The 25,500-nt window shown below is 52.4% G+C and carries 25 protein-coding genes; 8 read left to right on the top strand and 17 right to left on the bottom strand.

The window, feature by feature from the left end:
- Positions 1–138: 138 nt before the first annotated feature.
- The 9 genes from B5F38_RS00915 to hisH form a co-directional block, all read right to left on the bottom strand.
- Entirely contained in the window at positions 139–687 is a 549-nt protein-coding gene (locus B5F38_RS00915; RefSeq protein WP_087407438.1) for an NADH peroxidase, read from the bottom strand.
- Between the two features lie 37 nt (positions 688–724).
- Entirely contained in the window at positions 725–1,141 is a 417-nt protein-coding gene (locus B5F38_RS00910; RefSeq protein ID WP_087407437.1) for a Fur family transcriptional regulator, read from the bottom strand.
- An 89-nt stretch (positions 1,142–1,230) separates the two neighbouring features.
- Positions 1,231–2,367, bottom strand: coding sequence for a diaminopimelate decarboxylase (gene lysA, locus B5F38_RS00905; protein ID WP_087407436.1), 1,137 nt, complete (start codon positions 2,365–2,367; stop codon positions 1,231–1,233).
- Between the two features lie 62 nt (positions 2,368–2,429).
- Positions 2,430–3,755 (bottom strand): aspartate kinase, encoded by a 1,326-nt coding sequence (locus B5F38_RS00900; protein ID WP_087407435.1) that lies wholly within the window; start codon positions 3,753–3,755, stop codon positions 2,430–2,432.
- Between the two features lie 91 nt (positions 3,756–3,846).
- Positions 3,847–4,518, bottom strand: coding sequence for an ATP-binding cassette domain-containing protein (locus B5F38_RS00895; RefSeq protein WP_087407434.1), 672 nt, complete (start codon positions 4,516–4,518; stop codon positions 3,847–3,849).
- Between the two features lie 6 nt (positions 4,519–4,524).
- Positions 4,525–5,118 (bottom strand): bifunctional phosphoribosyl-AMP cyclohydrolase/phosphoribosyl-ATP diphosphatase HisIE, encoded by a 594-nt coding sequence (gene hisIE / locus B5F38_RS00890; protein ID WP_087407756.1) that lies wholly within the window; start codon positions 5,116–5,118, stop codon positions 4,525–4,527.
- 19 nt (positions 5,119–5,137) lie between these two features.
- Positions 5,138–5,893, bottom strand: coding sequence for an imidazole glycerol phosphate synthase subunit HisF (gene hisF, locus B5F38_RS00885; protein ID WP_087407433.1), 756 nt, complete (start codon positions 5,891–5,893; stop codon positions 5,138–5,140).
- A gap of 6 nt (positions 5,894–5,899) precedes the next feature.
- A complete protein-coding gene (hisA, locus tag B5F38_RS00880; RefSeq protein ID WP_087407432.1) occupies positions 5,900–6,631 on the bottom strand; it encodes a 1-(5-phosphoribosyl)-5-[(5-phosphoribosylamino)methylideneamino]imidazole-4-carboxamide isomerase in 732 nt (243 codons plus the stop codon).
- On the bottom strand, positions 6,628–7,218 hold the full coding sequence (gene hisH, locus B5F38_RS00875; protein WP_087407431.1) for an imidazole glycerol phosphate synthase subunit HisH: 591 nt from the start codon (positions 7,216–7,218) through the stop codon (positions 6,628–6,630). The genes hisA and hisH overlap by 4 nt, the downstream gene beginning before the upstream one ends.
- Before the next feature lie 325 nt (positions 7,219–7,543).
- Here hisH and B5F38_RS00870 point away from each other — a divergent pair, with 325 nt between their 5' ends.
- Positions 7,544–8,434 carry a type II CAAX endopeptidase family protein gene (locus tag B5F38_RS00870; RefSeq protein ID WP_158096818.1) on the top strand — a complete coding sequence of 297 codons (891 nt, stop codon included), beginning with the start codon at positions 7,544–7,546 and terminating at the stop codon, positions 8,432–8,434.
- On the opposite strand, the gene lptB is transcribed toward B5F38_RS00870, so the two are convergent.
- Complete coding sequence (lptB, locus tag B5F38_RS00865) at positions 8,406–9,143, bottom strand: LPS export ABC transporter ATP-binding protein (protein ID WP_087407755.1); 738 nt, start codon at positions 9,141–9,143, stop codon at positions 8,406–8,408. The two genes, B5F38_RS00870 and lptB, sit on opposite strands and share 29 nt — an antisense overlap.
- Before the next feature lie 325 nt (positions 9,144–9,468).
- Between lptB and B5F38_RS00860 the strand changes: the two genes are divergently transcribed.
- Both B5F38_RS00860 and B5F38_RS00855 read left to right on the top strand, forming a co-directional pair.
- Entirely contained in the window at positions 9,469–10,209 is a 741-nt protein-coding gene (locus B5F38_RS00860) for an ABC transporter permease (protein WP_162611666.1), read from the top strand.
- A complete protein-coding gene (locus B5F38_RS00855) occupies positions 10,209–11,036 on the top strand; it encodes an ATP-binding cassette domain-containing protein (RefSeq protein WP_087407428.1) in 828 nt (275 codons plus the stop codon). Before B5F38_RS00860 ends, B5F38_RS00855 begins: the two co-directional genes overlap by 1 nt.
- 94 nt (positions 11,037–11,130) lie before the next feature.
- On the opposite strand, the gene B5F38_RS00850 is transcribed toward B5F38_RS00855, so the two are convergent.
- A complete protein-coding gene (locus B5F38_RS00850) occupies positions 11,131–12,192 on the bottom strand; it encodes a hypothetical protein (RefSeq protein WP_087407427.1) in 1,062 nt (353 codons plus the stop codon).
- A 130-nt stretch (positions 12,193–12,322) separates the two neighbouring features.
- Complete coding sequence (locus B5F38_RS00845; protein WP_087407426.1) at positions 12,323–13,162, bottom strand: S1-like domain-containing RNA-binding protein; 840 nt, start codon at positions 13,160–13,162, stop codon at positions 12,323–12,325.
- Between the two features lie 222 nt (positions 13,163–13,384).
- Here B5F38_RS00845 and B5F38_RS00840 point away from each other — a divergent pair, with 222 nt between their 5' ends.
- From B5F38_RS00840 to B5F38_RS00830, 3 genes are read left to right on the top strand one after another with little or no spacing between them, the layout of a single operon-like run.
- A complete protein-coding gene (locus B5F38_RS00840) occupies positions 13,385–14,230 on the top strand; it encodes a DUF3298 and DUF4163 domain-containing protein (RefSeq protein WP_087407425.1) in 846 nt (281 codons plus the stop codon).
- Between the two features lie 6 nt (positions 14,231–14,236).
- Positions 14,237–14,866 (top strand): 16S rRNA (guanine(527)-N(7))-methyltransferase RsmG, encoded by a 630-nt coding sequence (rsmG, locus tag B5F38_RS00835; RefSeq protein ID WP_087407424.1) that lies wholly within the window; start codon positions 14,237–14,239, stop codon positions 14,864–14,866.
- 5 nt (positions 14,867–14,871) lie between these two features.
- The gene (locus B5F38_RS00830; RefSeq protein WP_087407423.1) at positions 14,872–15,510 is read left to right on the top strand and encodes an MBL fold metallo-hydrolase; all 639 of its coding nucleotides are present in this window, start codon (positions 14,872–14,874) and stop codon (positions 15,508–15,510) included.
- On the opposite strand, the gene B5F38_RS00825 is transcribed toward B5F38_RS00830, so the two are convergent.
- The 3 genes from B5F38_RS00825 to B5F38_RS00815 all read right to left on the bottom strand — a co-directional run bounded on the left by B5F38_RS00825 (position 15,505) and on the right by B5F38_RS00815 (position 19,188).
- On the bottom strand, positions 15,505–16,923 hold the full coding sequence (locus B5F38_RS00825) for a tetratricopeptide repeat protein (protein ID WP_087407422.1): 1,419 nt from the start codon (positions 16,921–16,923) through the stop codon (positions 15,505–15,507). The two genes, B5F38_RS00830 and B5F38_RS00825, sit on opposite strands and share 6 nt — an antisense overlap.
- Before the next feature lie 79 nt (positions 16,924–17,002).
- Positions 17,003–18,709: a glutamine--tRNA ligase/YqeY domain fusion protein gene (locus tag B5F38_RS00820; protein WP_087407421.1), complete on the bottom strand. Its 1,707-nt coding sequence runs from the start codon at positions 18,707–18,709 to the stop codon at positions 17,003–17,005.
- A gap of 110 nt (positions 18,710–18,819) precedes the next feature.
- Positions 18,820–19,188: a hypothetical protein gene (locus tag B5F38_RS00815; RefSeq protein WP_087407420.1), complete on the bottom strand. Its 369-nt coding sequence runs from the start codon at positions 19,186–19,188 to the stop codon at positions 18,820–18,822.
- Between the two features lie 126 nt (positions 19,189–19,314).
- Between B5F38_RS00815 and B5F38_RS00810 the strand changes: the two genes are divergently transcribed.
- Positions 19,315–21,795 carry an endonuclease MutS2 gene (locus B5F38_RS00810; protein ID WP_087407419.1) on the top strand — a complete coding sequence of 827 codons (2,481 nt, stop codon included), beginning with the start codon at positions 19,315–19,317 and terminating at the stop codon, positions 21,793–21,795.
- Positions 21,796–21,808: 13 nt separating this feature from the next.
- On the opposite strand, the gene B5F38_RS00805 is transcribed toward B5F38_RS00810, so the two are convergent.
- Positions 21,809–22,474, bottom strand: a complete 666-nt coding sequence (locus B5F38_RS00805) for a DUF2461 domain-containing protein (protein ID WP_087407418.1) — start codon at positions 22,472–22,474, stop codon at positions 21,809–21,811.
- 213 nt (positions 22,475–22,687) lie between these two features.
- Here B5F38_RS00805 and B5F38_RS00800 point away from each other — a divergent pair, with 213 nt between their 5' ends.
- On the top strand, positions 22,688–24,646 hold the full coding sequence (locus tag B5F38_RS00800; RefSeq protein WP_087407417.1) for an oligopeptide transporter, OPT family: 1,959 nt from the start codon (positions 22,688–22,690) through the stop codon (positions 24,644–24,646).
- A 93-nt stretch (positions 24,647–24,739) separates the two neighbouring features.
- On the opposite strand, the gene B5F38_RS00795 is transcribed toward B5F38_RS00800, so the two are convergent.
- A complete protein-coding gene (locus B5F38_RS00795; protein ID WP_087407754.1) occupies positions 24,740–25,498 on the bottom strand; it encodes an MBL fold metallo-hydrolase in 759 nt (252 codons plus the stop codon).
- Between the last annotated feature and the right edge of the window lie 2 nt (positions 25,499–25,500).

Here is a 25,500-nt window from a genome sequence, read left to right as displayed (position 1 = left end):
AGTGGAGAATAAAATATCGAAACATCGTTTCAGATATTTTTCATTCCGGTCGGTCTGTATTTTATTGCGACACAGCAGACAAAAAAGAGAGGGCAACTCTTTCGGGCCGCCCTCTCTCTGTAAACTAATGGCAATTTTTTATTTCTTGAAATAGCGGTTGTACAGACCTTCGAAGCCTTTGCCGTGACGAGCTTCGTCTTTGGCCATTTCGTGTACCGTGTCGTGGATTGCATCGTAACCCAGTTCTTTGGCACGTTTGGCGATACGCATCTTGTCGGCGCAAGCACCGCTTTCAGCCTCCATACGGGCTTTTACGTTCTTCTCGGTGTTCCAAACTACTTCACCCAGCAATTCGGCAAATTTCGAAGCGTGTTCAGCCTCTTCGAAAGCGTAGCGTTTGAAAGCCTCGGCAATTTCGGGATAGCCTTCACGATCGGCCTGACGGCTCATAGCCAAGTACATACCTACTTCGGTGCATTCGCCAGCGAAGTGAGCTTTAAGACCTTCCATAACCTCGGCGTCTTCTACAACACCGTCGCCAATATGGTGTTCGGTTACGAAATCGAGTTTGTCCGACTCAACCAGTTCTTTGAACTTCGAACGGGGTTGGTGGCATTGGGGGCAAAATTCAGGAGCTTCTTCACCTTCGTATACGTAACCGCATACAGTACAAATAAACTTTTTCATGATTGGTTATTTTTAGTTGTTAATGCTGTGTTATTGATTAGTTGATGTTCTCTTTCTTTTTCTGGCACGACGGACATACGCCCTTGCAATACATCTGAATGTCGGTAACTTCGAACTCCTTGAGTGCATCCATCGCAAAAGGAGGCAAATCGAAATCGAATATTTCGCCGCATTCATTGCACCTGAAATGCAAGTGAGGTGTTTCACGGGCATCGAAACGGGCATTCTTTTCGTCGATTGTAATCATTTGAATGACGCCTTGTTCGGTCAGCAAATTCAACGTGTTGTAAACGGTTGCCTTCGACAGTGTGGGAATAGACGGATACAAAGCATTGAATATTGTATCGGCCGTCGGATGTGTATGATGAGTCATCAGATAATCCAACACGGCCATGCGCTGTACCGAGGGCTTTATGTTGTAACGACGTAGTTTGTTTTGAGCCGATTCTTTCATCTTTCTTTATTTGTAATGATTACAATTTTGTAATCGCAAAAATACTATATTTCTAAATACGAATACATAAATTATTGTTAATAATTATTTTATTCTATCAAATGTCCGGGCAATGGGCGGCAGTTGTATTGCGAAGCCATGATTTCGCCGTAGGCTCCGGCCGACCGAATAGCAATCAAATCGCCTCGCTCGGTTGCATTCAGCATGACATTCTTTCCGAAGCAATCTGACGATTCGCAGATAGGGCCTACTACATCGTAGGGCTGCATGGCCATATCGGAGGTAATGTTCTCGATATGATGATGGGCCTGATACAGAGCCGGACGAATAAGGTCGGTCATACCGGCATCGACGATGACAAATTGCTTTTTGAGCGATTTCTTCACATAGAGCACCCGAGTGATGAGCGAACCGCACTGGCATACGATAGCACGTCCCAGCTCGAAGTGCAACTGTTGGCCGCTGCGCAGGTCGAGCGTGTCGCGGAATACATTGAAGTAGGTTTCAAAATCGGGGATGGGGTTTTTATCCGGATTGTCGTAATCGACACCCAGGCCGCCTCCTACATTGATGTGCTTTACCTGGATATTCCGTTTCACCAGGTCGTCTTGCAGGCGGTTGATGCGTTCGCAGAGTACCCGGAAAGCCTCCATGTTCAAGATTTGAGATCCGATATGAAAGTGGAAGCCGATAAGCTGTACATGCGTATAGCCTTGCAATTGGGCAAGTACGCCATCGAGCATCTCGATGGGAATACCGAATTTGTTTTCACTCAGGCCCGTCGTGATGTACTCGTGGGTATGTGCGTCGATATTGGGGTTCAGCCGCAAGGCAATCGAGGCTACCGTCTCTTTTTTGCGGGCCAGCTCTTCGATGACGGCCAACTCTTCGGCCGACTCTACATTGAAGCAGAATATTTTGTTATCGAGCGCGTACTCGATTTCCCAGTCGGCCTTTCCTACGCCGGCGAATACAATCTTTCGGGCCGGGAATCCAGCCTCCAGAGCGGCCTTTATCTCGCCGCCGCTTACGCAGTCGGCCCCTACTCCCGAAGCGGCAATCAGTCGCAATACCTCGGGATTGGCATTGGCTTTGATGGCATAGTGTACCTGAAAATTCCGTTCTTCGGCCAGGCGGGTAAGTGTAGAGAGTGTATTGTTCAACAGCGTCTTATCGTAATAATAAAACGGAGTTTTTTCTTGATTGAAATGAGTAATAGGAAACATGTGTCACAAAAAGTAAAGTGTCATGCAGAACACATTCTGCATGACACTGTGTTATAATTTATTTATTTGTTTTCAAAAAGGTACTGGCTGAGCGATCGTAGCGCTTTCACCTTGTCTTGCCGGCGAACCAGGAAAGATATATTGTAGTTGCTGCCTCCGTAAGAGATCATGCGCACGGGTATATCTTTCATGGCCTGGACGGCTGCCGATTCAAACCCTACATTGTTCCACTCCAAATCGCCTACAACACAGATAATCACCATGTCTTCGTCGACCGTAACCGTACCGAACTTACGCAAGTCGTCGAGAATCTCCTGCAAATGTTTCGTGTTGTCGATAGTCAGCGACACCCCTACCTCCGAGGTGGTAACCATATCGATCGAGGTCTGGTAGCTCTCGAATATCTCGAATACCTTGCGCAGGAAACCGTAGGCCAGCAGCATGCGGCCCGATTTTATCTTGATGGCCGTGATGTTCTCTTTGGCGGCGATAGCCTTGATCTGGCCGTTGGTATTTTCGTGAGTATCGCAAATCAGGGTACCAGGAGCATCGGGCTGCATCGTGTTGAGCAACCGTACCGGTATATTGTTCAACTTGGCCGGGAGCACACAGGTAGGATGCAGAATCTTGGCACCGAAGTAGGCCAGCTCGGCAGCCTCTTCGAATTGCAGGTGACGAACCGGTTTCGTATTCTCCACGAATCGGGGGTCATTGTTGTGCATGCCGTCTATGTCGGTCCAGATTTGTATCTCCTCGGCATTGATAGCAGCACCTATCAGCGAAGCCGAATAATCACTGCCACCGCGTTGCAGGTTGTCAATCTCGCCGTAGGCATTGCGGCAGATATAGCCTTGAGTGATATAGATTTCGGCATCGGAGTTCTCTTGCAACAATGCCGTAAGTTTGGTTTTGATAAACTGGTTGTCGGGTTCCGAATTCTTGTCGGTACGCATATAGTCGAGAGCCGGGATAAGGACCGACTTCACCCCTTGTTCCAACAGGTAGTTGTGCATCATGGCCGTCGACATCAATTCGCCCTGTGCCAAAATAACCTTCTCTTCAAACAGCGTGAAGAGGTCTTTGGTAAACGAGCGTATATGGTCGAAGCAACCCTTCACTACATCGAGGGCCTTTTGCTTATATTCGTCGGTGCTGTACAGTTCATCGATGACTTTGATGTACTTTCGTTCAAGACTTCCAATCGTTTCCCGGGCTCCATCGGTATTCTTCTTATACAGATAGTCCGATATTTCCACCAAGGTGTTCGTTGTCCCGGCCATGGCCGACAACACTACGATTTTTTGATTCCCGTCACAAATTAATTTGGCAACATCTTTCATACATTGGGCGCTACCAACAGAAGTTCCACCAAATTTGAGTACTTTCATTTCTATTCTACTTGTTTTAAAATGTAAATTTATACTTATCGCTGGGCAAAAATAATTTTTTTTCGCCGGATTATCAACTATTCGGGCCAAATTAAACTTCGACAAGACTCTTGTCTTCGCATTTCAAGATGCGCCCGGGGAACTCCTCGACCAGATTCAGGTTGTGCGTTGTCATGATTACAGCCGTTCCCGTTTCGCAGATGCGGTGAAGCAGCGAGACAATCTGCTGCCCGGTCTGGGGGTCGAGGTTTCCGGTAGGCTCGTCGGCCAGGATAATCTTGGGCGAGTTCAACAGAGCCCGTGCGATGACGATACGCTGCTGTTCGCCGCCCGACAGCTCGTGCGGCATCTTGTACGACTTCTTGCGCATGCCCACCTGGTCGAGCACCTCGGCTACCCGGGTATCAATCTCCTCTTTATCCTTCCAGCCGGTGGCCTTCAGTACAAAAGCCAGATTCTCATAGACCGAGCGGTCGGTAAGCAGTTGGAAATCCTGGAAGACTATACCCAGTTTCCGACGCAACAGGGGTATCTCCTTGTTGCGGATATGGCGCACGTCGAAGTCGAGCACCGAAGCCTCTCCTTCGCTGATGGGCAAATCGGCATACATGGTCTTTAACAGCGAACTCTTACCGCTGCCCACGCGCCCGATGAAATAGACAAACTCGCCGCTGTACAACTCGAAGTTTACATGATCGAGTATGGTCAACTCCTCCCGGCAAATCTGCACATCGGTATATTTGACAAGCAATTTCTTTTCCATAGTGTCTTATTTATGCCTCTTTTTTAATTCACGAGCTAAATCTTCTATACGATACCCCTTCGAGGTAAGCAGCACAATCAGGTGATACAGCAGGTCCGAAGCCTCGTAGATGAGCCGTTCGTCGCTCCCGTTGGTGGCCTCGATGACCGTCTCGACCGCTTCCTCGCCTACCTTTTGAGCCATGCGGTTGACTCCCGAATTGAAGAGCGAGGTGGTGTACGACCCCTCGGGCATCTCGGCCTTGCGCTGTTCGATGAAGTCTTGCAGATAGGTGATAAAGGCCATATCGTCGCGGTTGGTCTCGCCGAAACAGGTATCGGCCCCCGTATGGCACACCGGTCCACAAGGGTGGGCCTTGATCAGCAACGTGTCGTTGTCGCAATCCTTCTGTATCGATTTCACCAGCAGGAAGTGGCCGCTCTCCTCGCCCTTGGTCCACAATCGGCCCTTGGTCCGGCTGAAAAAGGTTACCCGTCCCGTATCGATGGTTTTACGCACCGCCTCGGGATTCATAAAGCCGAGCATGAGCACCTTTTGTGTCACGTCGTCTTGAACGATGGCCGGCACCAGGCCGCCCATCTTGTCGAAATCCAGTTGCATCGTCTCTTCGTTCATATCGTCATAATCTTATGGGAATGCCACATCCCGATAAATATTTTTTCAGTTCCGGGATGGCAATCTCCCCGAAATGGAATACGCCGGCAGCCAGTGCGGCATCGGCTTCGCCCTCCACAAAAGCCTCCTTGAAGTGGGCCATCGTCCCTGCTCCACCCGAGGCAATTACCGGTACAGACAACTGCCGGTGCAACTCACGCAAGGCGTCGCAGGCATAGCCGCCGTGTGTGCCGTCGTGAGCGATACTGGTAAACAATATTTCGCCTGCCCCCCGGTCGGTCGCCTCGGCGGCCCACTCGAAAAGCGTGCGACGGGTCGGCACACGACCGCCGTTCAGGTAGCATATCCAATTTCCGTCCTCAAAGTTAGCATCTATTGCGATAACACATACTTGCGAACCGAAATTTTTTGCAACCTCTTCGATAATTTGGGGATTTTTCAGGGCCGCAGAGTTGAGCGACACCTTGTCGGCCCCCGCATTCAGCAGCCGGTCCACATCGGCCAGCGAGTGGATGCCGCCCCCCACCGTAAACGGAATGTTGATGCGAGCCGCGATGCGCTTCACCAGATCGGTAAAGGTGGTACGCCCCTCGTACGAAGCCGTAATGTCGAGGTAGACCAACTCGTCGGCCCCCTGTCGGCTGTAATATTCGCCCAACTCGACCGGGTCGCCGGCCTCTCTGAAGTTCACGAAACGGGTTCCCTTCACAGTCATACCCTCTTTTACATCGAGGCAAGGTATAATTCGTTTTGCCAACATGATACGTCAGTTGTTATGTATGATGAATCGGGCTATTTCGTCGAGCGAAATGCGCCCTTCGTAAATGGCTTTTCCCAAAATGACGGCCGGGACACCCAGCGACTGCAGTGCCTCGATGTCGGCCCACGAGCCCACGCCACCGCTGGCAATCAGGTAAATACCCGGCAATTCGGCCAGCATCTTGCGATACAACTCTACGGAGCACCCCTGCAACATGCCGTCGCGGGCAATGTCGGTCGTAATTACCTGCTCGATGCCCGCCTGCATGTAGTCGCGCACAAAGGGTATCAACTCCACATCCGAGTCGTCGAGCCAGCCGCCGGTCGAGATTTTCTCGTCCCGTACGTCGGCACCCAGGATGATGCGCTCTTTGCCATACCGCTCGATCCACCCGACAAACCGGTCGCGGTCGCGCACGGCAATGCTGCCGCCCGTCACCAGATGGGCCCCGCTTTCAAAGGCGATATGCAGGTCTTCGTCGCTTTTCACACCGCCCCCGAAGTCGATTGTCAGACTCGTGTGGCCGGCAATCTGCTCGAGTGTCTTGTAATTGACCACGTGGCTGGCCTTGGCCCCGTCCAGGTCGACCAGGTGCAGGCGGGTCACCCCGCTGTCTTCAAACGCCTTGGCCACCTCGAGCGGATTCTCGTTGTAGACCTGCTGCCGGGCATAATCGCCCTGCGACAACCGCACGCAGCGTCCTCCAATAATATCGATAGCCGGAATCAGTTGAATCATAGGGCCAGGAAGTTTTCAAGGATGCGCACCCCCACTGCCCCACTTTTCTCGACGTGGAACTGAGTGGCATAGAAATTGTTCTTGTTCATAGCCGCACAAAACGGGTTTATATAGTCACATGCTGCTATGCAATCGGCCGAAACCGGGGCGTAGTAGCTGTGCACGAAATAGACATGGCTACCCTCGTCGATGCCGTGAAAGAGAGGGCCACGCAGACCGCGCAAGGTATTCCATCCCATGTGGGGCACCTTTTGCTCGCTGGTCTGCGAAACAAAGCGTCGCACTTCGGTATCGAAGAGGCCGAGACAATCGACATCACCCTCCTCGGAGTGCGAGCAGAGCAGTTGCATGCCTATGCAGATGGCCAACACCGGCTGGGTGAGACCCACAATCACCCGGTCGAGCCCATGCTCACGCAAATACGCCATGGCCGATGATGCCTCTCCCACCCCGGGGAACAGCACCTTATCGGCACGCGAGAGCACCTCGGGCGAATCGCTCACCACCGGTTCGATACCCAGGTGGCGCAAAGCGCACAAAACCGAATAAATATTCCCTGCATTGTATTTTACAATGGCAACCTCCATAAAACTGTTATTTTGTCATATTTTAAAGTGCAAATATAGACATTTATCCAACTCTTCAAAACAACAAGTTGACAAAATAATAAATTTATGCAATTTTATTTGCTTTTTGTTATATGTGATTTGTTCACGGTTTACCGTTTGCCTATTGTATATTCTTTTATTTATACATTCCAATAAATCAACCGGACAGACACTTTGCGCTTTTTAGATTAAAGGCTTATACAAAGAAGCACAAAAATAATCTTATGCACCAACTAAAACGACGTTTTTCTCTGGGCCGCCTTTTATTTTTGTACTATCTTTACCCACGAAAAAAATGAGCACTATGAAGATTACCGAATACATTCGCCATTCGTCGGTGGGCGTAAAGCTCATCGTGTTGCTGCTTTTGATTTTGTGCGGCGTGTTTGTCATTGCCATACCCATGCTTTTCGTGCGGGGTGAATATGCCCTGTTGATTGGCATGTATCTGCAAAACATAGGCATGTTCATCTTGCCGGCCTTGTTTGCCGCCATGCTCTTTTGGGGCGATGCCAGCCAGGGTCTGCACTTGAACAAGGCGCCCCGACTGGTCGAGTTGCTGTGTATCGTGGTGCTCTATTTCGTGGCCACCCCCATGTTCAACCGGCTGGTGGAGTGGAACGAGTCTATCAGCCTGCCCGCAGCATTCAGCGGCATCGAGGCGTGGATGCGACAACAGGAGGAGGCGGCCGCCGCAGTGACCGAACAGATGCTGCAAATCAAATCGTTTGCCCATTTCCTGGCCGTGGTATTGGGTATAGGATTACTCACCGGCATGGGCGAAGAGATGGTTTTCAGAGGGGTACTCCAGCAAGTGGTACAGGGAGAAAGTCGCCGGGCACACTGGGCCATCTGGACCTGCGCTTTCTTGTTCAGTGCCATACACCTGCAATTCTACGGATTCTTCCCCCGGTTGCTGCTGGGTGCGTTTTTCGGCTATCTGCTTGTGTGGAGCCGCAACCTGTGGCTGCCCATCTTCGGACATTTCCTTAACAACAGCATGGTGGTCTGCATCGCCTACGTCACCGGCAACGCATCGGACAATACGCTGGAAGCACTGGGCACGACACAGTCGTCCACGGGGTGGCTGGCCTGGGTAAGTCTCGTAGCCACCGCCCTCCTGCTCTATCTCTTTTATAAGAAAGTGTTCGTAGCCGATCGCGAGGTTAAAGGAATTTCTTCCGATGGAAGATAAAGTTACGGCCTAAGTATTTTTCGCGCACGATAGGATTCTCGGCCAACTCCTCCGAGGTACCCTGGAAGAGGATTTTCCCCTCGAACAACAGGTAGGCACGGTCGGTGATACTCAAGGTTTCGGGCGCGTTGTGGTCGGTAATGAGGATACCGATATTCTTCTCTTTCAGTTTGTAGACAATCGACTGAATATCTTCTACGGCAATGGGGTCGACACCGGCAAAGGGTTCGTCGAGCATGATGAACTTGGGGCTGATGGCCAGACAGCGGGCTATCTCGGTACGCCGCCGCTCGCCACCCGACAGTTGGTCGCCCAGGTTCTTGCGCACTTTTTGCAGACGGAATTCGGCAATGAGGCTCTCCAGCTTCTCGCGCTGGTACTCCTTGGTGGTAGGGGTCATCTCGAGTACACAGCGTATGTTGTCCTCGACCGACAGCTTGCGGAATACCGAAGCCTCCTGGGCCAGGTAGCCGATACCGATTTGAGCCCGCTTGTAGACGGGATAGTCGGTAATATCGAGATCGTTGAGATAAATATGTCCCTGATTGGGTGTAATCAGACCCGTAGTCATGTAGAAAGTGGTCGTTTTACCGGCGCCGTTCGGGCCCAGCAGACCTACGATTTCGCCCTGTGTCACATCGATTGACACATGGTTGACCACCGTGCGCTGGCGATACTTCTTCACCAAATCCTCGGTACGCAGCACCATGTTGTTGCCCGTGGGTTCCGAGGCCGGCTGTTGTACTTCGGCCGTCGCCTTGGGTGCGGCATCGGCAGCTTCGGCCCGATGTTTGAATAGTTTGGAGAACATATTTTATCTATTAGCGTTTTACTCAACAAGAGAGGTGTATGCCTTCGGTCGACCGCATACGGTCCTGCTCTATCTCGTGCAAAGATACGGAAATAGAGATATTCATGCGCCACTTTTACAAAATAAAATAATGTCAAGTTCATTTCAAGGGGCAAAGCATTGCCGTACATCAATCTTTTTCACTACTTTTGTTCCTTGATATTCCAAAACGACGGATATGATTATAGACGATTCACTACGAAAATTCGGAGATTACGTCCTGCTGATGAGGCGGGTCTTCACCCGACCCGACCGCTGGCGGGAGTTTTTCAAACGATACATTGCCGAAATCTACAAACTGGGCATCGACTCCATTCCCATCGTCATCACCATCTCGGTCTTCATCGGTGCGGTTATCGCCATTCAGATGCAGAAGAATGTGGTGTCGCCCCTCATACCGGCATACGCCGTGGGGTTGGCTACCCGCGACGTGATTCTGCTGGAGTTCTCCTCGTCGATACTCTGCTTGATTCTGGCCGGCAAGGTGGGTTCGAACATTGCTTCGGAGATAGGTACCATGCGGGTAACCGAGCAGATCGATGCCCTCGAAATCATGGGTGTCAACTCGGCCAACCTGCTCATCCTGCCCAAGATTGCCGCCATGGTTTCGTTCATCCCGGTGCTGGTTGTCTTCAGTATGGCCAGCGGTATCGTGGGCGGCTACCTCATAGCCCAGTTTACCGACATCATTTCGGTCTCGAAATATATCTACGGTCTGCAAAGTTTTTTTGTCGAATACTACATTTGGCAAGCCATATTCAAAGCCCTCTTCTTTGCTTTTGTCATCAGTAGCGTAGCCTCGTATTACGGCTATCGGGTCAAAGGTGGCGCCTTGCAGGTGGGTCAGGCCAGTACCGATTCGGTTGTGGTCAGCAGTGTAATCGTGTTGCTCCTCGATGTAGTGCTCACTCAAATCTTGTTCTGATGATAACGGTAACCAACATATACAAGCAATTCGACGGAAAAGAGATTCTGCACGACGTTTCCGCCAAGTTCTATTCCGGAAAAACCAATCTGATTATCGGGCAGAGCGGCTCGGGTAAAACCGTATTGATGAAATGTCTCGTAGGTCTGTTGCGACCCGACCAGGGGAAGATTCTCTACGACGGCCGCGACGTGATGGCCATGACACCGGCCCAGACCAAAGTGCTGCGTACCGAGATAGGCATGCTGTTCCAGGGGTCGGCCCTGTTCGACTCGGAGACGGTGCTGGGAAATGTGATGTTTCCCTTGCGCATGTTCACCCGCGACAACTATGCCACCTGCAAGAAGAGGGCCGAGTTCTGTCTCGAGCGTGTAAACCTGAAAGGGGTGAATGACCTCTACCCCTCGGAGATAAGCGGCGGTATGCAGAAACGGGTGGCCATTGCACGAGCCATTGCCCTGAACCCCAAATACCTGTTTTGCGACGAGCCCAACTCGGGCCTCGACCCCAAGACCTCGATTCTTATCGACGAACTGTTGAGCGACATCACCCACGAATACAACATGACGACCATCATCAACACCCACGACATGAACTCGGTTATCGGTATCGGTGAAAATATCGTTTTCATCAACAAGGGCCATCGGGAGTGGGTCGGCAACAAAAACAAGATATTCACCTCGTCGAACGAAGCCCTGAACGACTTCGTATTTGCCACCCGACTCTTCAAGGAGGTCAAGGGGTATATGATCGAGGAGTATCGCAAGCAAGAGGCTGCCGAAGAGCAATCGGCCCAATCGCCGGTCCACGACAGCAAACACCAGTAAAAGCCCCAACACCCCTATACGACAAGAGCGATTGCACGGCCCGGCATGCGGGCAAGCAATCGCTCTTTCGGTCAAGATAAGGGGATATGGTTGGTTAGTAGTTCCACTGGCAGGCAATCATGCGCAGGTTGCTGTCGCCCATGGTGCGCAGGTCGATAATCTGGTTGTACCGGCAGTTGATATAGACCAGATTGGGACAAAACGAAACGTCGAGCGTATTCAGCTGGTTGTTGTTGCAGATGAGCCGTTGCAGCATGGTGCGGTTGCTCAAGTCGAGATTGGTCAGGTCGTTGTACGAGCAATCGACAAAATAGAGGTTGTTGCTCCCGTCGAGACTCAACGTCGTGAGGTCGTTGTACGAGCAGACTAGGTCGGACAAGGCGGTACAGTCGAGCAGACCCAGTGTCTTCATGTTGTTGTCGCTGCAAACAAACGAAGTGAGCGAAGGCAGTTTCGAGATAACCATATTGGCAATTTCGTTGTCGTCGATATTCAAGTTCGAGAGGCTCACCGTACCGAAGAGGTTGAGGCTGGTCAGTTTGTTGTATCCGCAATAGAGGTTTTTCAAGTTCTCGCAACTGTCGACCATCAGCGATTCGAGGTGGCACCCCTGTACGTTCAGACTTTGCAGTTGCTGGGCTCCGTTCACATTAAGTTCGACAAACAGATTGTTCGAGCAGTTCAGATTTTTCAATCCCGGCAGCTCCGCGAGCGACAGGTCGGTAAGCCGATTCTTATAGCAATCGAGCTTGATCAGGGCCGGACAGTTGTCGATATTCAACGTCGAGAGTTTGTTGCGGCTTACGTTCAAGGTATTGAGTGCCGTACAGCCCGACACCTCGATACCGGTAAGCTGGTTGCGCGAGCAATCGACCTTTTGCAGGGCGGTAAAGCCGGCCAGGTCGAGCTCTCCGGCCAGATTCTTGTCCGACCACTCAATCGAGATTACCCGACCTCCGCTCCAGGTCACCCCCTTCCAAGAGGTCGGATTATTGATATTGGTGATTTCCAAGCGCACATAATTGGCATCGCCTTTGGCCGAGGTCTGCTGCAAGAAACTCTGCAGTTGTTTTACCTCCTTTTGGTTGCTTTTTTGAGCGAATAGCAGTCCCGCGCTTCCCAGCACGACGACCAACATAACGAAAACTCTTTTCATAACTGTTTTTGTTGTTTAGTACCTATTAAAAGTTGTTTGATTTCCTCAAGGGGAAACTTTACAACTCTTAAACAACAGTTGTAGAAAAAAGTTCTTTTAACTTGTCGAAAGATAATGGAACCGATACGAATCAGGCCTTGCGTATCTCCCGCTCGTCGATAACGATGCGGCGAGCCTTGTAGAGAGCCCCTATCGCCTTCTTGAAACTCTTCTTGCTGCACTGGAAGTAGCGGGCTATCTCCTCGGCCGGCGATTTGTCGGAGAGGGGCAGACAGCCACCGGCTTCGTCCAACCGTTTCAAAATGGTTTCGCTCAACGGGTCGATGCGCTGCTCATAACCGATCGGTTGCAGCGACACGTCTATTCGCTCGTCGTCGCGCACCTGCTTGATGTAGGCTTGCAGATGTTCGCCGATGGCAACGGGGCGGAAAATCTCGTTGTGATAGATTACACCCCAATGCAGGTTGTTGATGATGACCTTGTAGCCGAGTTGGGTCTCTTGCACCACCAGAATCTCGACCGGCTGGTTGGGGGTATACTCGGGCGGGACATTATCGAGAAACTTGTCGAGCTTGGCCGATGCGACAATACGGCCGGTAGCAAAGTCGAGATAGACATACACGATATAATATCGGTCGGGCTGCATTTCGCCATGCTGTTCGCGAAACGGCACCAACAGGTCTTTGGCCTCTACGCCCCAATCGAGAAAGGCTCCCACCTTCGTGACCGACTTTACCTGCAAGCGGGCAAACTGCCCCACCTGCACGTACGGCTTGCGGGTAGTTGCAATCAGTCGGTCCTCCGAATCGTAATAGACAAAGACCGACAGCTCGTCGCCCTCGGCACACGGCTTCTCGGGGAGGAATTTGCGGGGTAACAAGATTTCGCCTTTCTCGCCACCGTCGAGATAGAGCCCAAAATCGACCGTCTTAACGACCTTGAGTGTATTGAATTTTCCGATTTGTAACATACCGATTCTATTTGCAATACCCGTTTCATTATGGGATTCGTGGGCAAAGGTACACAATTCTTTCGACTCTGCTCGCAGCTGTTTGCAGAAAAACATCGTGCCTGTTCTGGGTACAGTTTGCTTTCATATCGGCGACCCCATCACCCACATCAATTTGCTTTTTTTGCACTTTTCCCTTGCCGAGCCCGGTAAAAGGCGTATTTTTGTAAAAAACTTGTAGCTATGAAAAAGGTATCGTTACTGAGTATAATCGCCTTGGTAGGCTGTTTATATTCCTGCAATTTCAAGAGCAACAACTCGACCGACGACGCAACGGCCGATACGGTCGCCGTGAAAGAGGTCGTCATCAAAGAGAGCTATCATCTCGCTGGCGATACGGCCATGCCGGCCTGTAAAGTTTCGGTAACTATCGACGTTCCTACGAAATATCGGCAGGAGGGCGACGGCATTCGGTTGCAAAAGATGCTGGCCCCTCTGGTATTCGGCGACGATTATGCCAGCGACTCCCTCTTCGAAAGTTCGGCTCAGAAAGCCGTGGCGTCGCACATAGCCGCCTACAAGGAGCTCGAACCCGAGTTTGAAAAAGAGATGAAAGAGAACGGTCCCTCCTACTCGTGCGAGTGGGAGTTCGATTACAACCTCTCCACGGTCTATAACCGCAACGACTTTTTCTGCTACAGCCTCTCCACCTCGGAGTACACGGGTGGAGCCCACGGCATGTATTCCGACCTGTTCTACACAATAGACCTCTCGAACTGGCATCGTATCGTTCTCGAAGATATTTTCCTGCCCGAATTGACCGACCAGGTAAATCGCGTATTGCTGGACCAGTTGCTTAAGAGTCTGAACCTGGCTTCGCCCGATTCCTTGCTGGAGTTGGGATTTTTCGATACCGAAAACATTGCGGCCAACGAGAACTTCTACCTCACCGACGACAGCATCTGCTGGGTATTCAACCCCTACGAGATTGCCTGCTATGCTACCGGTCAGGTGCAGATAGCGGTCCCGTTCAAGGAAATCGAGATGTACATGCTCCCCGAGAGCCCTGTTAGACGACTGATTAAATAAAATCTCATGCAATATATCAAAACCTATTTCCCCAATCTGACCCCGACCCAGGAGAGCCAATTCGAGGCTCTGGGCCCCTTGTATACCGACTGGAATGCGAAGATTAACGTAATCTCGCGCAAAGATATAGACAACCTCTATCTGCACCACATACTCCACTCGCTGGGTATCGCCAAGGCCATCGACTTTACTGACGGCACCACGATACTCGACGTGGGTACCGGCGGCGGATTCCCGGGTATTCCTCTGGCCATTCTCTTTCCCCAGTGTCATTTCCACCTGATCGACCGGGTGGGCAAGAAAATTAAGGTAGCCCAGAGTGTGGCCGAAGCCATCGGGTTGCAAAACGTCACCTTCCAGCACGGCAGTGTAGAGGAGCTCAAGACCGAGTATGATTTCGTGGTGAGCCGGGCCGTCATGACCCTGCCCGACCTGCTGAAACTGATTCGAAAGAACATCCGGCGCGAGCAGCAGAACGCGTTGCCCAACGGATTGCTCTGCCTCAAGGGTGGTGGCTTGCAGAGCGAACTCGCCCCGGTGAAGAAGACGTCGATTCTCTTCAACCTGAGCGACTACTTCAAAGAGGAGTATTTCGAGACGAAGAAGGTCATCTATGTACAGATTGTAAAAAAATAGAAACCATGAAGATAAACCGTTTCTACTTCAACATGCTCCCCGTGAACAGCTACGTGCTGTGGGACGACGAGAGCCGGGAGTGTGCCATTGTCGATGCCGGGTGCTACTATCCCAAGGAAGAGGAGACTCTGGCCCGATTTATCGCCGACAACCGGTTGACGGTAAAATATCTGCTGGCTACCCACCTGCATTTCGACCACTGCTTCGGCAACGCCTTTGTGGCCCAGCGGTACGGAGTCGCCCTCAGTGCCTCGCAAGCCGACGAGTTTCTGTTGCAGCACATGCCCCAGCAGTGCCAGGCATTCGGTATCCCGTTCAAAGGAGAAATCGAGCCCATCGGCCACTACATCGACCACGGCGACATCTTCACGCTCGGGACGGAAGAGATTCGAGCCATTGCCGTGCCGGGACATTCGCCGGGCAGTCTGGCCTTCTATGCCCCCGAATCGGGTTTTGTCCTTTCGGGCGACGCCCTCTTTCAGTTGAGTATCGGACGCACCGATTTCCCCGGCGGAAATCACCGCCAGCTAATCGAGTCGATTCATAAAAATCTATTGACATTACCCCCCGAAACGGTGGTCTATCCCGGGCACGGACCCGAGACCGAAATAGGCATCGAACGCAACGAGAACCCCTTTCTATGAGAGGGGTTCTTTGTTTTCATCGGGTTTGATATTCCCCAGCAAAAACTCTTTGAGCGACTGGATGGCCGTCTGTACGTTTTTCCATTGCTGCTGCTCCTCGGCCGGCAATTCGCTGAAGTCGAAGGTGTGGGCCATCTTGTCAATCAGTTCGACCTGATGCTCGGCAGCGGCCTCGTTGTGGTTGCGGGCATAGGCCAACACCAGATTGAAACGGGTCTGCAAGTCGTACATGTCGCCCTGAAGCACCTCTTCGAAAGCCTCGATGGCCTCTTTGTAATTTTCCAGATGCAGACAGGCCACCCCCTTCAGCCGCAAGGTCTCCCGATCGTTGGCATTCAGCGCCAGCGAACGGGACAAATGGCGATAAGCCTTTTCGTAATCGCCCACCTGCAAAAATATTTCGCCCAGAAACGAATGGGCCTCGTCGTCCCGTTCGTCGAGACTAATTGTGTCCTGCAGATAGATGATGGCTTCCCGAATCTTCCCCAGGTCGTAATAGCACGTAGCCAGCTGGTAACAGATATTCGAGTTTGCGGGATCGGCTTCGAGAGCCTTGTGAAAATAGGTCAAGGCGTTGTTGTAATCCTCCCGCTTGATGTAACACTCCCCTATCAGTTCATAGGCTACCGACTTGTCTTTGGTCACCTCGGCATACTCCTTGAACTGCTCGATGGCCTTGTCGTATTGGCCCGAGTCGTAGTAACAATACCCTTTGAACGAAAGCACCGCCTCGTCGTCCTCCTTCACAGCCAGGGCAAAATCGCAAGCCTCGATAGCCTTGTCGTAGTGCTTGAGCAGAGCCTCGACCTTGGCCAAAGAAAACCAGTCGGTCACCGAATAGGGATCTTTGTCAATCAGCTTGTTGTAAATCACGATGGCCCGGTCGTACTCCGACCGGTCTTCGCAAAGGGCAGCCATCTCGCGCAACAGCTCACGACTGTCGGGCAACACCTTCTCGGCCTTGTGTACGAACTCGACCAACCCGTCGAAGCAATTATAGTCGGCATAGATGTCGATGGCTTCGAAACAAATATCCTCCTGCAACTCATCACTGTCGAGCAACGTGAGCATCAACCGGTGAGCCTGTTTCACCTGCCCGTCAAGGAAGAGGAGCTCGGCCCGTATGAGGGTGGCATCGGGACTGTAATCGGCCAACTCCGACATAATCTTTCTGGCTTCGGTAGTCCGGTCGAGATAGAGCAGATAGCGGGCCTGTTTGAGGCGCAGGTCCACATCGTCGGGGTGCAGCTTCAACCCGAACTCGATGGCATGCAGAGCCTTGGGCATCTGCCCTTTGGACTCGTAATGGTCGGCAATCTCGTCGATTTCGTCGGAATCGAAATAGCAACTGCCCGCCCCCGACACCATCTGTTCGTACCGTTCTATGAGTTCATTGGATTTTTTAGACGACATTCTTGCTTGGCTTTCAGATAAAAACTGCCGGACTCCTTGCCTGGCAAGGAATCCGACAGTATAGTGATGGAATGGTATCTTATTTCGATTTCAGTTTTTCCCAGCTATCTTTCAACGACACGGTGCGGTTGAAGACCAGATGACCTTCGGTCGAATCGGGGTCGACACAGAAGTATCCCGTGCGTTGGAACTGGAAGCGGTCGCCCGGTTTGGCATTTTCGGCCAGATAAGGCTCGATGCGGCAGTTGTCAATTACCTTCAGCGAATCGGGGTTCAACAGCTCTCTGAAGTCGACATCCTTCTCTTCCGAGGGGTTCTCCACGTTGAAGAGCCGGTCGTAAAGTCGTACCTCGGCCGTAGAGCTGTATTGGGCCGATACCCAGTGCAACGTGCCTTTCACCTTGCGCATGCTGCCCGGCATGCCGCTGCGGGTCTCGGGGTCGTATTCGCAATAAATCTCCTCGATGTTCCCGTCGGCATCTTTCTTCACACCGGTACATTTGATGATGTAGGCGGCTTTCAGGCGCACCTCCTGGTCGGGAGCCAGACGGAAGAACTTCTTCGGCGGGTTCTCCATGAAGTCGTCGCGCTCGATGTACAACTCGCGCGTAAAGGGAATCTTGTGAGTTCCGGCTTCGGGGTCCTCGGGGTTATTCTCGATGTCGAGGTATTCGACTTGACCTTCGGGATAGTTGGTAATAATCAGTTTCACCGGATTGAGCACGGCCGATACGCGGGTAGCGGTCTTGTTCAGGTCTTCGCGAATGCTGTGTTCGAGCAGCGATACGCTGATGATGCCGTCGTATTTGGTGTAACCGATTTTCTGGATAAAGTTCTTGATGGATTCGGGCGTATATCCGCGACGACGCAAACCGCAGAGAGTCGGCATACGCGGGTCGTCCCAACCGGCTACCAACCCCTCCTTGACCAGTTGCAGCAGTTTGCGCTTGCTCATCACCGTGTAGGTGAGGTTCAACCGGTTGAACTCGATTTGTCGCGGACAGTAGCTGTCGTCGGCCAGCTCCTTCACGAAATACTCGTACAAGGGGCGGTGCACCTCAAACTCCAGCGTACAGATCGAGTGCGTCACACCCTCGAAGTAGTCGGACTGTCCGTGGGCAAAATCGTACATGGGATATACGTTCCACTTCGTGCCCGTACGGTGGTGCGGGTGCTTGATGATACGGTACATGATGGGGTCTCTGAAGTGCATGTTGGGCGACGCCATATCGATTTTTGCCCGCAACACGAAGCGGCCCTCCTCGAATTCGCCTTTGTTCATGCGCTCAAACAGGTCGAGGTTCTCTTCGACGCTGCGGTTGCGGTAAGGGCTCTCGATACCCGGTTGCGTGGGGGTACCCTTCTGGCGGGCAATCTCCTCCGACGACTGTTCGTCGACATAGGCTTTGCCCTCCTTAATCATGCGGATGGCCAAATCCCACAGTTTGGGGAAGTAGTCCGACGCATAGTACAACCGGTCGCCCCAGTCGAAACCCAGCCAGTGAATGTCTTCCTTGATCGAGTCGACATATTCGACATCCTCCTTGACAGGGTTGGTATCGTCGAAACGCAAGTTGCAGGTACCGCCGAACTTCTCGGCAATACCGAAGTCGATGCAAATGGCTTTGGCATGACCTATATGCAGGTAGCCGTTCGGTTCGGGCGGAAAACGGGTGCTCAAACGACCTCCATTCTTACCCGCCTTCAAGTCGGCCTCTACAATCTGTTCTATGAAATTGAGACTTTTCTTGTCTTCTCCTTCGTTATTGGTTTCAATCTGTGTCATAAATGCGCTTATTTATAGGGCGCAAATATAACAATAAATATCCAAAAACAGTTTTATTAAGCAAAAAATAGCAGATAGTCGGTAATAGTTTGCAAAAGTACAGCCCCCGATTATATCCAGTTCATCTCGCTGTAATAGCGCATCAGGTTGGCAATGGCCTCTTGCAAATCGGCATGCAACTGGTGAGTCATGCGATGAATGGAGATTCGACCGTGACCATTCATCTTGGTCAGCAACAGGGCCGAAAAGAGACGTTTTCGAGCCTCCTCGCCCAACTTGTTGTTGAAGCCTACGGTCACACTGTCGTCGTGTTTGGCTACATATCCCAGCAACTCCTCCGAGCTTTGCGATTGACCAGCCTGTTGTTTGATAGCCCACACTTCGTAGTGGTAGTCGTCGTTGATTGTAGCTACATAAGGCGGAACTGCCGACTGGAACATCCGCCGAATATCTTTGTAAATCGAGCTTATTGAATCCATCTCTTTTTTCAATTAACGGTTATACGCGCTTTATTACACCTAACCGCTGTGTTTTGTTCAGAGACAAATATCGATTATCCCCACGCTTTTTATTACTTTTGCATACGTTTTTCTAAATTATAAAGTGTGATATATCCGCAGAATTTCGAGCAGAAGATAGGTTTCGACCAGATACGGTCGCTCATTAAAGAGAAGTGTCTCAGCAACCTGGGAACGGACTATACCGATAGAATGCAATTCTCTACCGACTACGACGCCATACGCAAGCAGCTGAACTGCACATGGGAGTTTGTACACATTATCGAACAGGCCGACGATTTCCCGGCCGATTTCTTTTTCGACGTACGAGCTTCGCTGAAACGGGTTCGCATCGAAGGAACCTTTCTGGAAGAGAGCGAACTGTTCGACCTGCGGCGTTCGCTCGACACGATTCAGGCCATCGTGCGCTTTCTTCGTCCCGGCGAAGAGGAGGAGATTCGCTATCCCTACCTGCACGAACTGACCCAAGAGGTAGAGGCATTCCCCCAGCTGGTCAAACAGATCGATGCGATTCTCGACAAATTCGGCCATATCAAGGATAACGCTTCGCCCGCCCTGGCCCAGATTCGCAGCAGCATCGCCTCGACCCTCTCGAGCATATCGCGCAACCTGAACTCCATCCTGCGGGCGGCACAGAGCGAGGGGTTCGTCGACAAAGAGGTGAGCCCCACCATGCGCGACGGCCGGCTGGTGATACCGGTGGCCCCTTCGTACAAACGGAAAATCAAGGGTATCGTGCACGATGAGTCGGCCAGCGGCAAGACCATATTCATCGAACCGGCCGAGGTAGTCGAGGCTAACAACCGGGTACGTGAACTCGAGAACGAGGAGCGACGCGAAATCGTGCGCATACTCACCGCCTTTACCGACACCCTGCGTCCCTATATCGACGAAATCATCTACTCCTATGAATTTCTGGCCGAGATAGATTTCATCCGGGCCAAGGCCCTCCTGGCACTGGAGACCGGCGGGACATTGCCTCGCTTTGAGAACAAACGGCAAATCGAATGGTACCACGCCGTGCATCCCCTGCTCTACCTCTCGCTCAAGCGACAGGGCAAGACTGTTGTTCCCCTCGACCTGACTCTCGACGAGAAAAACCGCATCCTGCTCATCTCGGGTCCCAACGCCGGCGGTAAATCGGTCTGCCTCAAAACGGCCGGACTGCTGCAATACATGTTGCAGTGTGGTCTGCTGGTGCCCATGTACGACAACTCCCGCACCGGCATCTTCAAGGACATATTCATCGACATCGGCGACGAGCAGTCTATCGAGGACGACCTGAGTACATACAGTTCGCACCTCACGCACATGAAATTTTTCGTGCGGAATGCCAACGAGAACAGTCTCCTGCTCATCGATGAGTTCGGTGGCGGCACCGAGCCTCAAATCGGTGGGGCCATTGCCGAAGCCCTGCTCGACCGTTTCAACCAGAAGCGGGCCTACGGAGTCATCACGACCCACTACCAGAACCTGAAACATTTTGCCGAAGATACCGACGGCATCGTCAACGGCGCCATGCTCTACGACCGTCACCTCATGCAGCCGCTCTTCAAGCTATCCATCGGTAACCCCGGCAGCTCGTTTGCCATCGAGATAGCCCGCAAGATAGGTTTGCCCGAAGATGTCATCGCCTCGGCCTCCGAGAAGGTGGGTTCGGCCTACATCGATATGGACAAGTATCTGCAAGACATCGTGCGCGACAAACGCTACTGGGAGAGCAAACGCCAGAACATACGCCAGCGCGAGAAGAAGCTCGAGGAGCTCACCGCCCGCTACGAGGCCGACCTCACCGCTCTGGAAAAGCAACGCAAGGAGTTGCTGAAACAGGCCAAAGGCGATGCCGCCCAGATTCTGGCCGAGGCCAATGCCCGCATCGAGAACACGATACGCGAAATCAAGGAGGCGCAGGCCGAGAAGGAGAAGACCCGTGCCGCCCGCCAAAAGTTCGAGCAGTTCAAAGCCGGGCTGAGCGAAGAGTCCGAACCCGCAGCCGACGACCTGGTGAGCCGCAAGCTCAAACAGATAGCCGAGCGGAAGAAACGCAAGCAACAGCGCAAGAAGAGTGAAGAGCCCCAACCGCAGGCCGCAACCGCCTCACCCCTCGCCGCAGGCGATGCCGTGCGGCTGAAGGGCCAAACCTCGGTGGGCGAAGTGCTCGAAGTGAATGGCAACAACGTAACCGTGGCTTTCGGCATGCTCAAGTCGACCGTCAAGGCCGACCGGCTGGAGCGGGTAAGCAAAAGCCAGATCAAAAAGGAGAATGCCAAGGCTACCTTCCTGGGGGTACAGACTACCGAAGATATGAGGGAGAAGCAGCTCAACTTCAAACAAGAGATTGATGTGCGGGGCATGCGGGCTGACGAGGCGTTGCAGGCAGTCACCTACTTCATCGACGATGCCATACAAGTGGGCTGTACCCGCGTGCGCATTCTGCACGGTACGGGCACTGGTGTGCTGCGGCAGGTCATCCGGCAATACCTCAAGACCGTGCCGGGCGTAGCCCACTTTCAGGACGAGCACGTGCAGTTGGGCGGCGCCGGCATTACGGTAGTTGAGCTGAACTAAATACCTCGGACGGTTACAGGTTATATACCTCGTCGACCGTATAGTTGAAGAAATCGTTTACCGGTTTCATTATCTCGAAAGCGTGAGCCGTCTGTTCCACCCAGTCGGGGGCATCGAAAAAGTTGTCGGGGGCGAAATGGACCATCACATAATCTTTCCGTTTGAGCCACTCGGCCTGCTCGCAATCGCGGGGGAACGGCCGGGGTACTACCTTGAGGGTCTCACCCTCCCAATCGGGATAAAGCGTCTTGAACTGCGGGCGGCCGATGAGTTCCTGAAACTCGTCGTAGTTGTCGTAAATCGCCTGTCGCAAAGCCTTCAGCAGTTTCGGCTCGGGGCACCATACCCCGCCGCTAATCATACAGTTGCCCGGCTCGAGATGGAAATAGTAACCGGCCCGCAGGCTCTTGCGGCCGCCCTTGGCCATGTAGGCCGACATATAGGTTTTATAAGGTGTCTTGTCGGGCGAGAAACGAATATCGCGATAGATGCGGTACATGCACGATTTCGCCTCCAGCCCCGCAATCTCGTCGTCGAACTGTGCGATGCGGTCGATCAGTTGCTGCACCTTGTCGATAAAGATCGGGCGCAACCGGTCATACTCCTCTTTGTGGGTTTGGAACCACTCCCGATTATTGTTTTCTCTCAGTCGAGTCAAATAAGTCAATATATCTTTCATATTCTTTAGCATTATATCGGTTCTATATCGAGTAATTACACTTCTTATTTGTGAAGCAAATATAGATTTTTTTGTTCGTTCTGTCACGTAAAAACGCATTTTATGCTCCCCCGTGGCAAAAAACAAGCGCAAGAATACCCGCTATGTTTCCATTTTTTACTAACTTGCCACGATTTTGTAAAAAGCAATACACAAAAACAGAATAAAAATAAGATGGAAACAAACGAAAAACAACCTGTCGACTTGCCCGAAAACGCGTTTCGGGAGTTGAAACCGGGTGAAGAATACCGTCCTATTCTCTCGCCCGACAAAGTCTATCCCGAGGCGAATGCCTGGTCGGTGACCTGGGGTATCGTCATGGCGATTATCTTCTCGGCCGCCGCTGCTTACCTGGGATTGCGGGTAGGACAAGTGTTCGAGGCCGCCATACCTATCGCCATCATTGCCGTAGGTCTGTCGGGAGCCGCCAAGCGCAAGAATGCCCTGGGCGAAAATGTGATTATCCAATCGATCGGAGCCTGCTCGGGCGTCATCGTGGCCGGTGCTATCTTCACCCTGCCTGCCCTCTATATCCTGCAGGCCAAGTATCCCGAACTGACCGTCAACTTCATGGAGGTATTCCTCAGCTCGCTGCTGGGCGGTATTCTGGGTATCCTGTTCCTGATACCTTTCCGTAAATATTTTGTATCCGACATGCACGGCAAATACCCCTTCCCCGAAGCTACGGCTACGGCTCAGGTACTCGTGTCGGGCGAGAAGGGCGGCAGTCAGGCCAAACCCCTGATTCTGGCCGGTCTCGTGGGCGGTATCTACGACTTCTGCCTCTCGACCTTCGGCTGGTGGAGCGATGTGCTCACGACCCGTGTAATACCCTGGGGCACCGAGTTGGCCAACAACGTGAAGATGGTGTTCAAGGTCAATACCGGCGCCGCCGTGTTGGGCCTCGGCTACATCGTGGGTTTGAAATACAGTCTCATTATCTGCTCGGGCTCTCTCTTCGTGTGGTTCATCATTATCCCGCTGCTGGGCAGTGTGCCCGGCAGTGAACTGGCTGCCGCTGCTCCCGAAGAGATTTTCACCAACTACGGCCGCTACATCGGTATCGGCGGTATCGCCATGGCCGGTGTCATCGGCATTATCCGCTCGTGGGGCATCATCAAAGGTGCGCTGGGACTGGCCACGAAAGAGTTTTCGAGCAAGAAGGATAACGACGACAACAAGGCACCGCGCACCCAGCGCGACCTCTCGATGAAATTCATCGTCGGGGCCATCGTCATAGCGCTGATTGTGACCTTCCTCTTCTTCTACCTGGGTGTCATCAACAACCTGCTGCAAGCCGTCGTTGCCTTTGTCGTGGTAGCCGGCATCGCCTTCCTCTTCACCACGGTAGCCGCCAATGCCATCGCTATCGTAGGTACCAACCCGGTTTCGGGCATGACGCTGATGACCCTGATTCTGGCCTCGGTTATTCTCGTGGCCGTAGGCCTGAAAGGTACCAGCGGAATGGTAGCCGCCCTCGTGATTGGCGGTGTGGTTTGTACGGCTCTCTCGATGGCCGGTGGCTTCGTGACCGACTTGAAAATCGGTTACTGGATAGGTTCTACGCCCCGCAAGCAGGAGTCTTGGAAATTCCTCGGTACCTTGGTTTCGGCTGCTACCGTAGGCGGTGTGATTCTGCTGCTGAACAAGGCTTACGGATTCTCGGGCGAAGATGCTCTCGTAGCTCCTCAGGCCAATGCCATGGCTGCCGTTATCGAACCCCTGATGATGGGACAAGGTGCCCCCTGGCTGCTCTACGGGATCGGTGCCATTCTGGCCGTGATACTTACCTGGCTGGGCGTTCCTGCCTTGGCTTTTGCCCTGGGTATGTTCATCCCCATCGAGTTGAATACCCCGCTGGTAGTCGGCGGTCTTATCAGCTGGTATGTGGGTAGCCGCTCGAAAGATGCTGCTCTCAACAAAGCTCGTGTAGACCGCGGTACCTTGCTTGCCTCGGGATTCATTGCCGGTGGTGCCCTGATGGGTGTAGTCAGCACCGGATTGAGCCTGACCAGCTTCAAATATCAACACACGTTGAGCGAAAGCACGATGCAGATTGCCGGATTGGTGATGTATCTGTTGCTGATTGCCTTCCTCACGGCGATGAGTATGAGAGCTAAAAAGACGAACTAAAACAGGTTCGAACCCATAAACGAAGAGCGGGGTTGAAATGTACAAGTTTCAACCCCGCTCTCGTTTTATTACTTATTATACTATCGACATAACTTACCTGCTCTCGACCACCAGCCCGTCGTAGGCAAAGTGAACATGAGGCGGCAACTCCTTTTCGACATCGGCCGTGAGCCCCATGTGGTGACTCATGTGCACCAGATAGGCTTCGCGCGGCTGTACCCGCTCGATTACCCGCAACGCCTCGGCCAAGGTCTGGTGCGAGAGGTGCGGCTGTTTGCGCAGCGCGTTGATGACCAGTACATCTACCTGCTTCATCTTTTCGTATTCCGTCTCGGGAATCGTGAGGGCATCGGTAATGTAGACCAGGTCGTCTATGCGGTAGCCCAGAATAGGCAACTTGTAATGCATCACCCGTATGGGAGTAATCTCGATTCCCTTGATCGAGAAGGGCTCGACGCCTATCTCCTGCAACATGATGTTGGGCACCCCGGGATAAAGGTGGTCGCCAAAGCAGTACGGTAACCGCGTGCGAATGCCCTCGGCCACCGGGTGCTCCAGATAGATGGGCAACGTGTGCGAACCGCCGAAGGGGCGCAGATCGTCGATACCGCCCGTGTGGTCGTAGTGAATGTGTGTAATGAGTACCGCATCGATTCGCCCCAGATGTGCACGGAGCATCTGCTGCCTGAAGTCGGGACCGCAGTCGATGAGTATGTTTTTACCGCCTACCGTAACGACGGCCGAAGTTCTCAGCCGGTTATCGTGTGGGTCTTTCGACGTACAAACCGGACAGGTACAACCGATTTGCGGTATTCCGGTCGAAGTGCCTGTCCCCAAAAATGTGATCTGCATCA

It is taken from the genome of Barnesiella sp. An22 (assembly GCF_002159975.1).
Classification (GTDB): Bacteria; Bacteroidota; Bacteroidia; order Bacteroidales; family Barnesiellaceae; genus Barnesiella; species Barnesiella merdigallinarum.
This window is presented reverse-complemented; position numbering and strand designations above follow the sequence as displayed.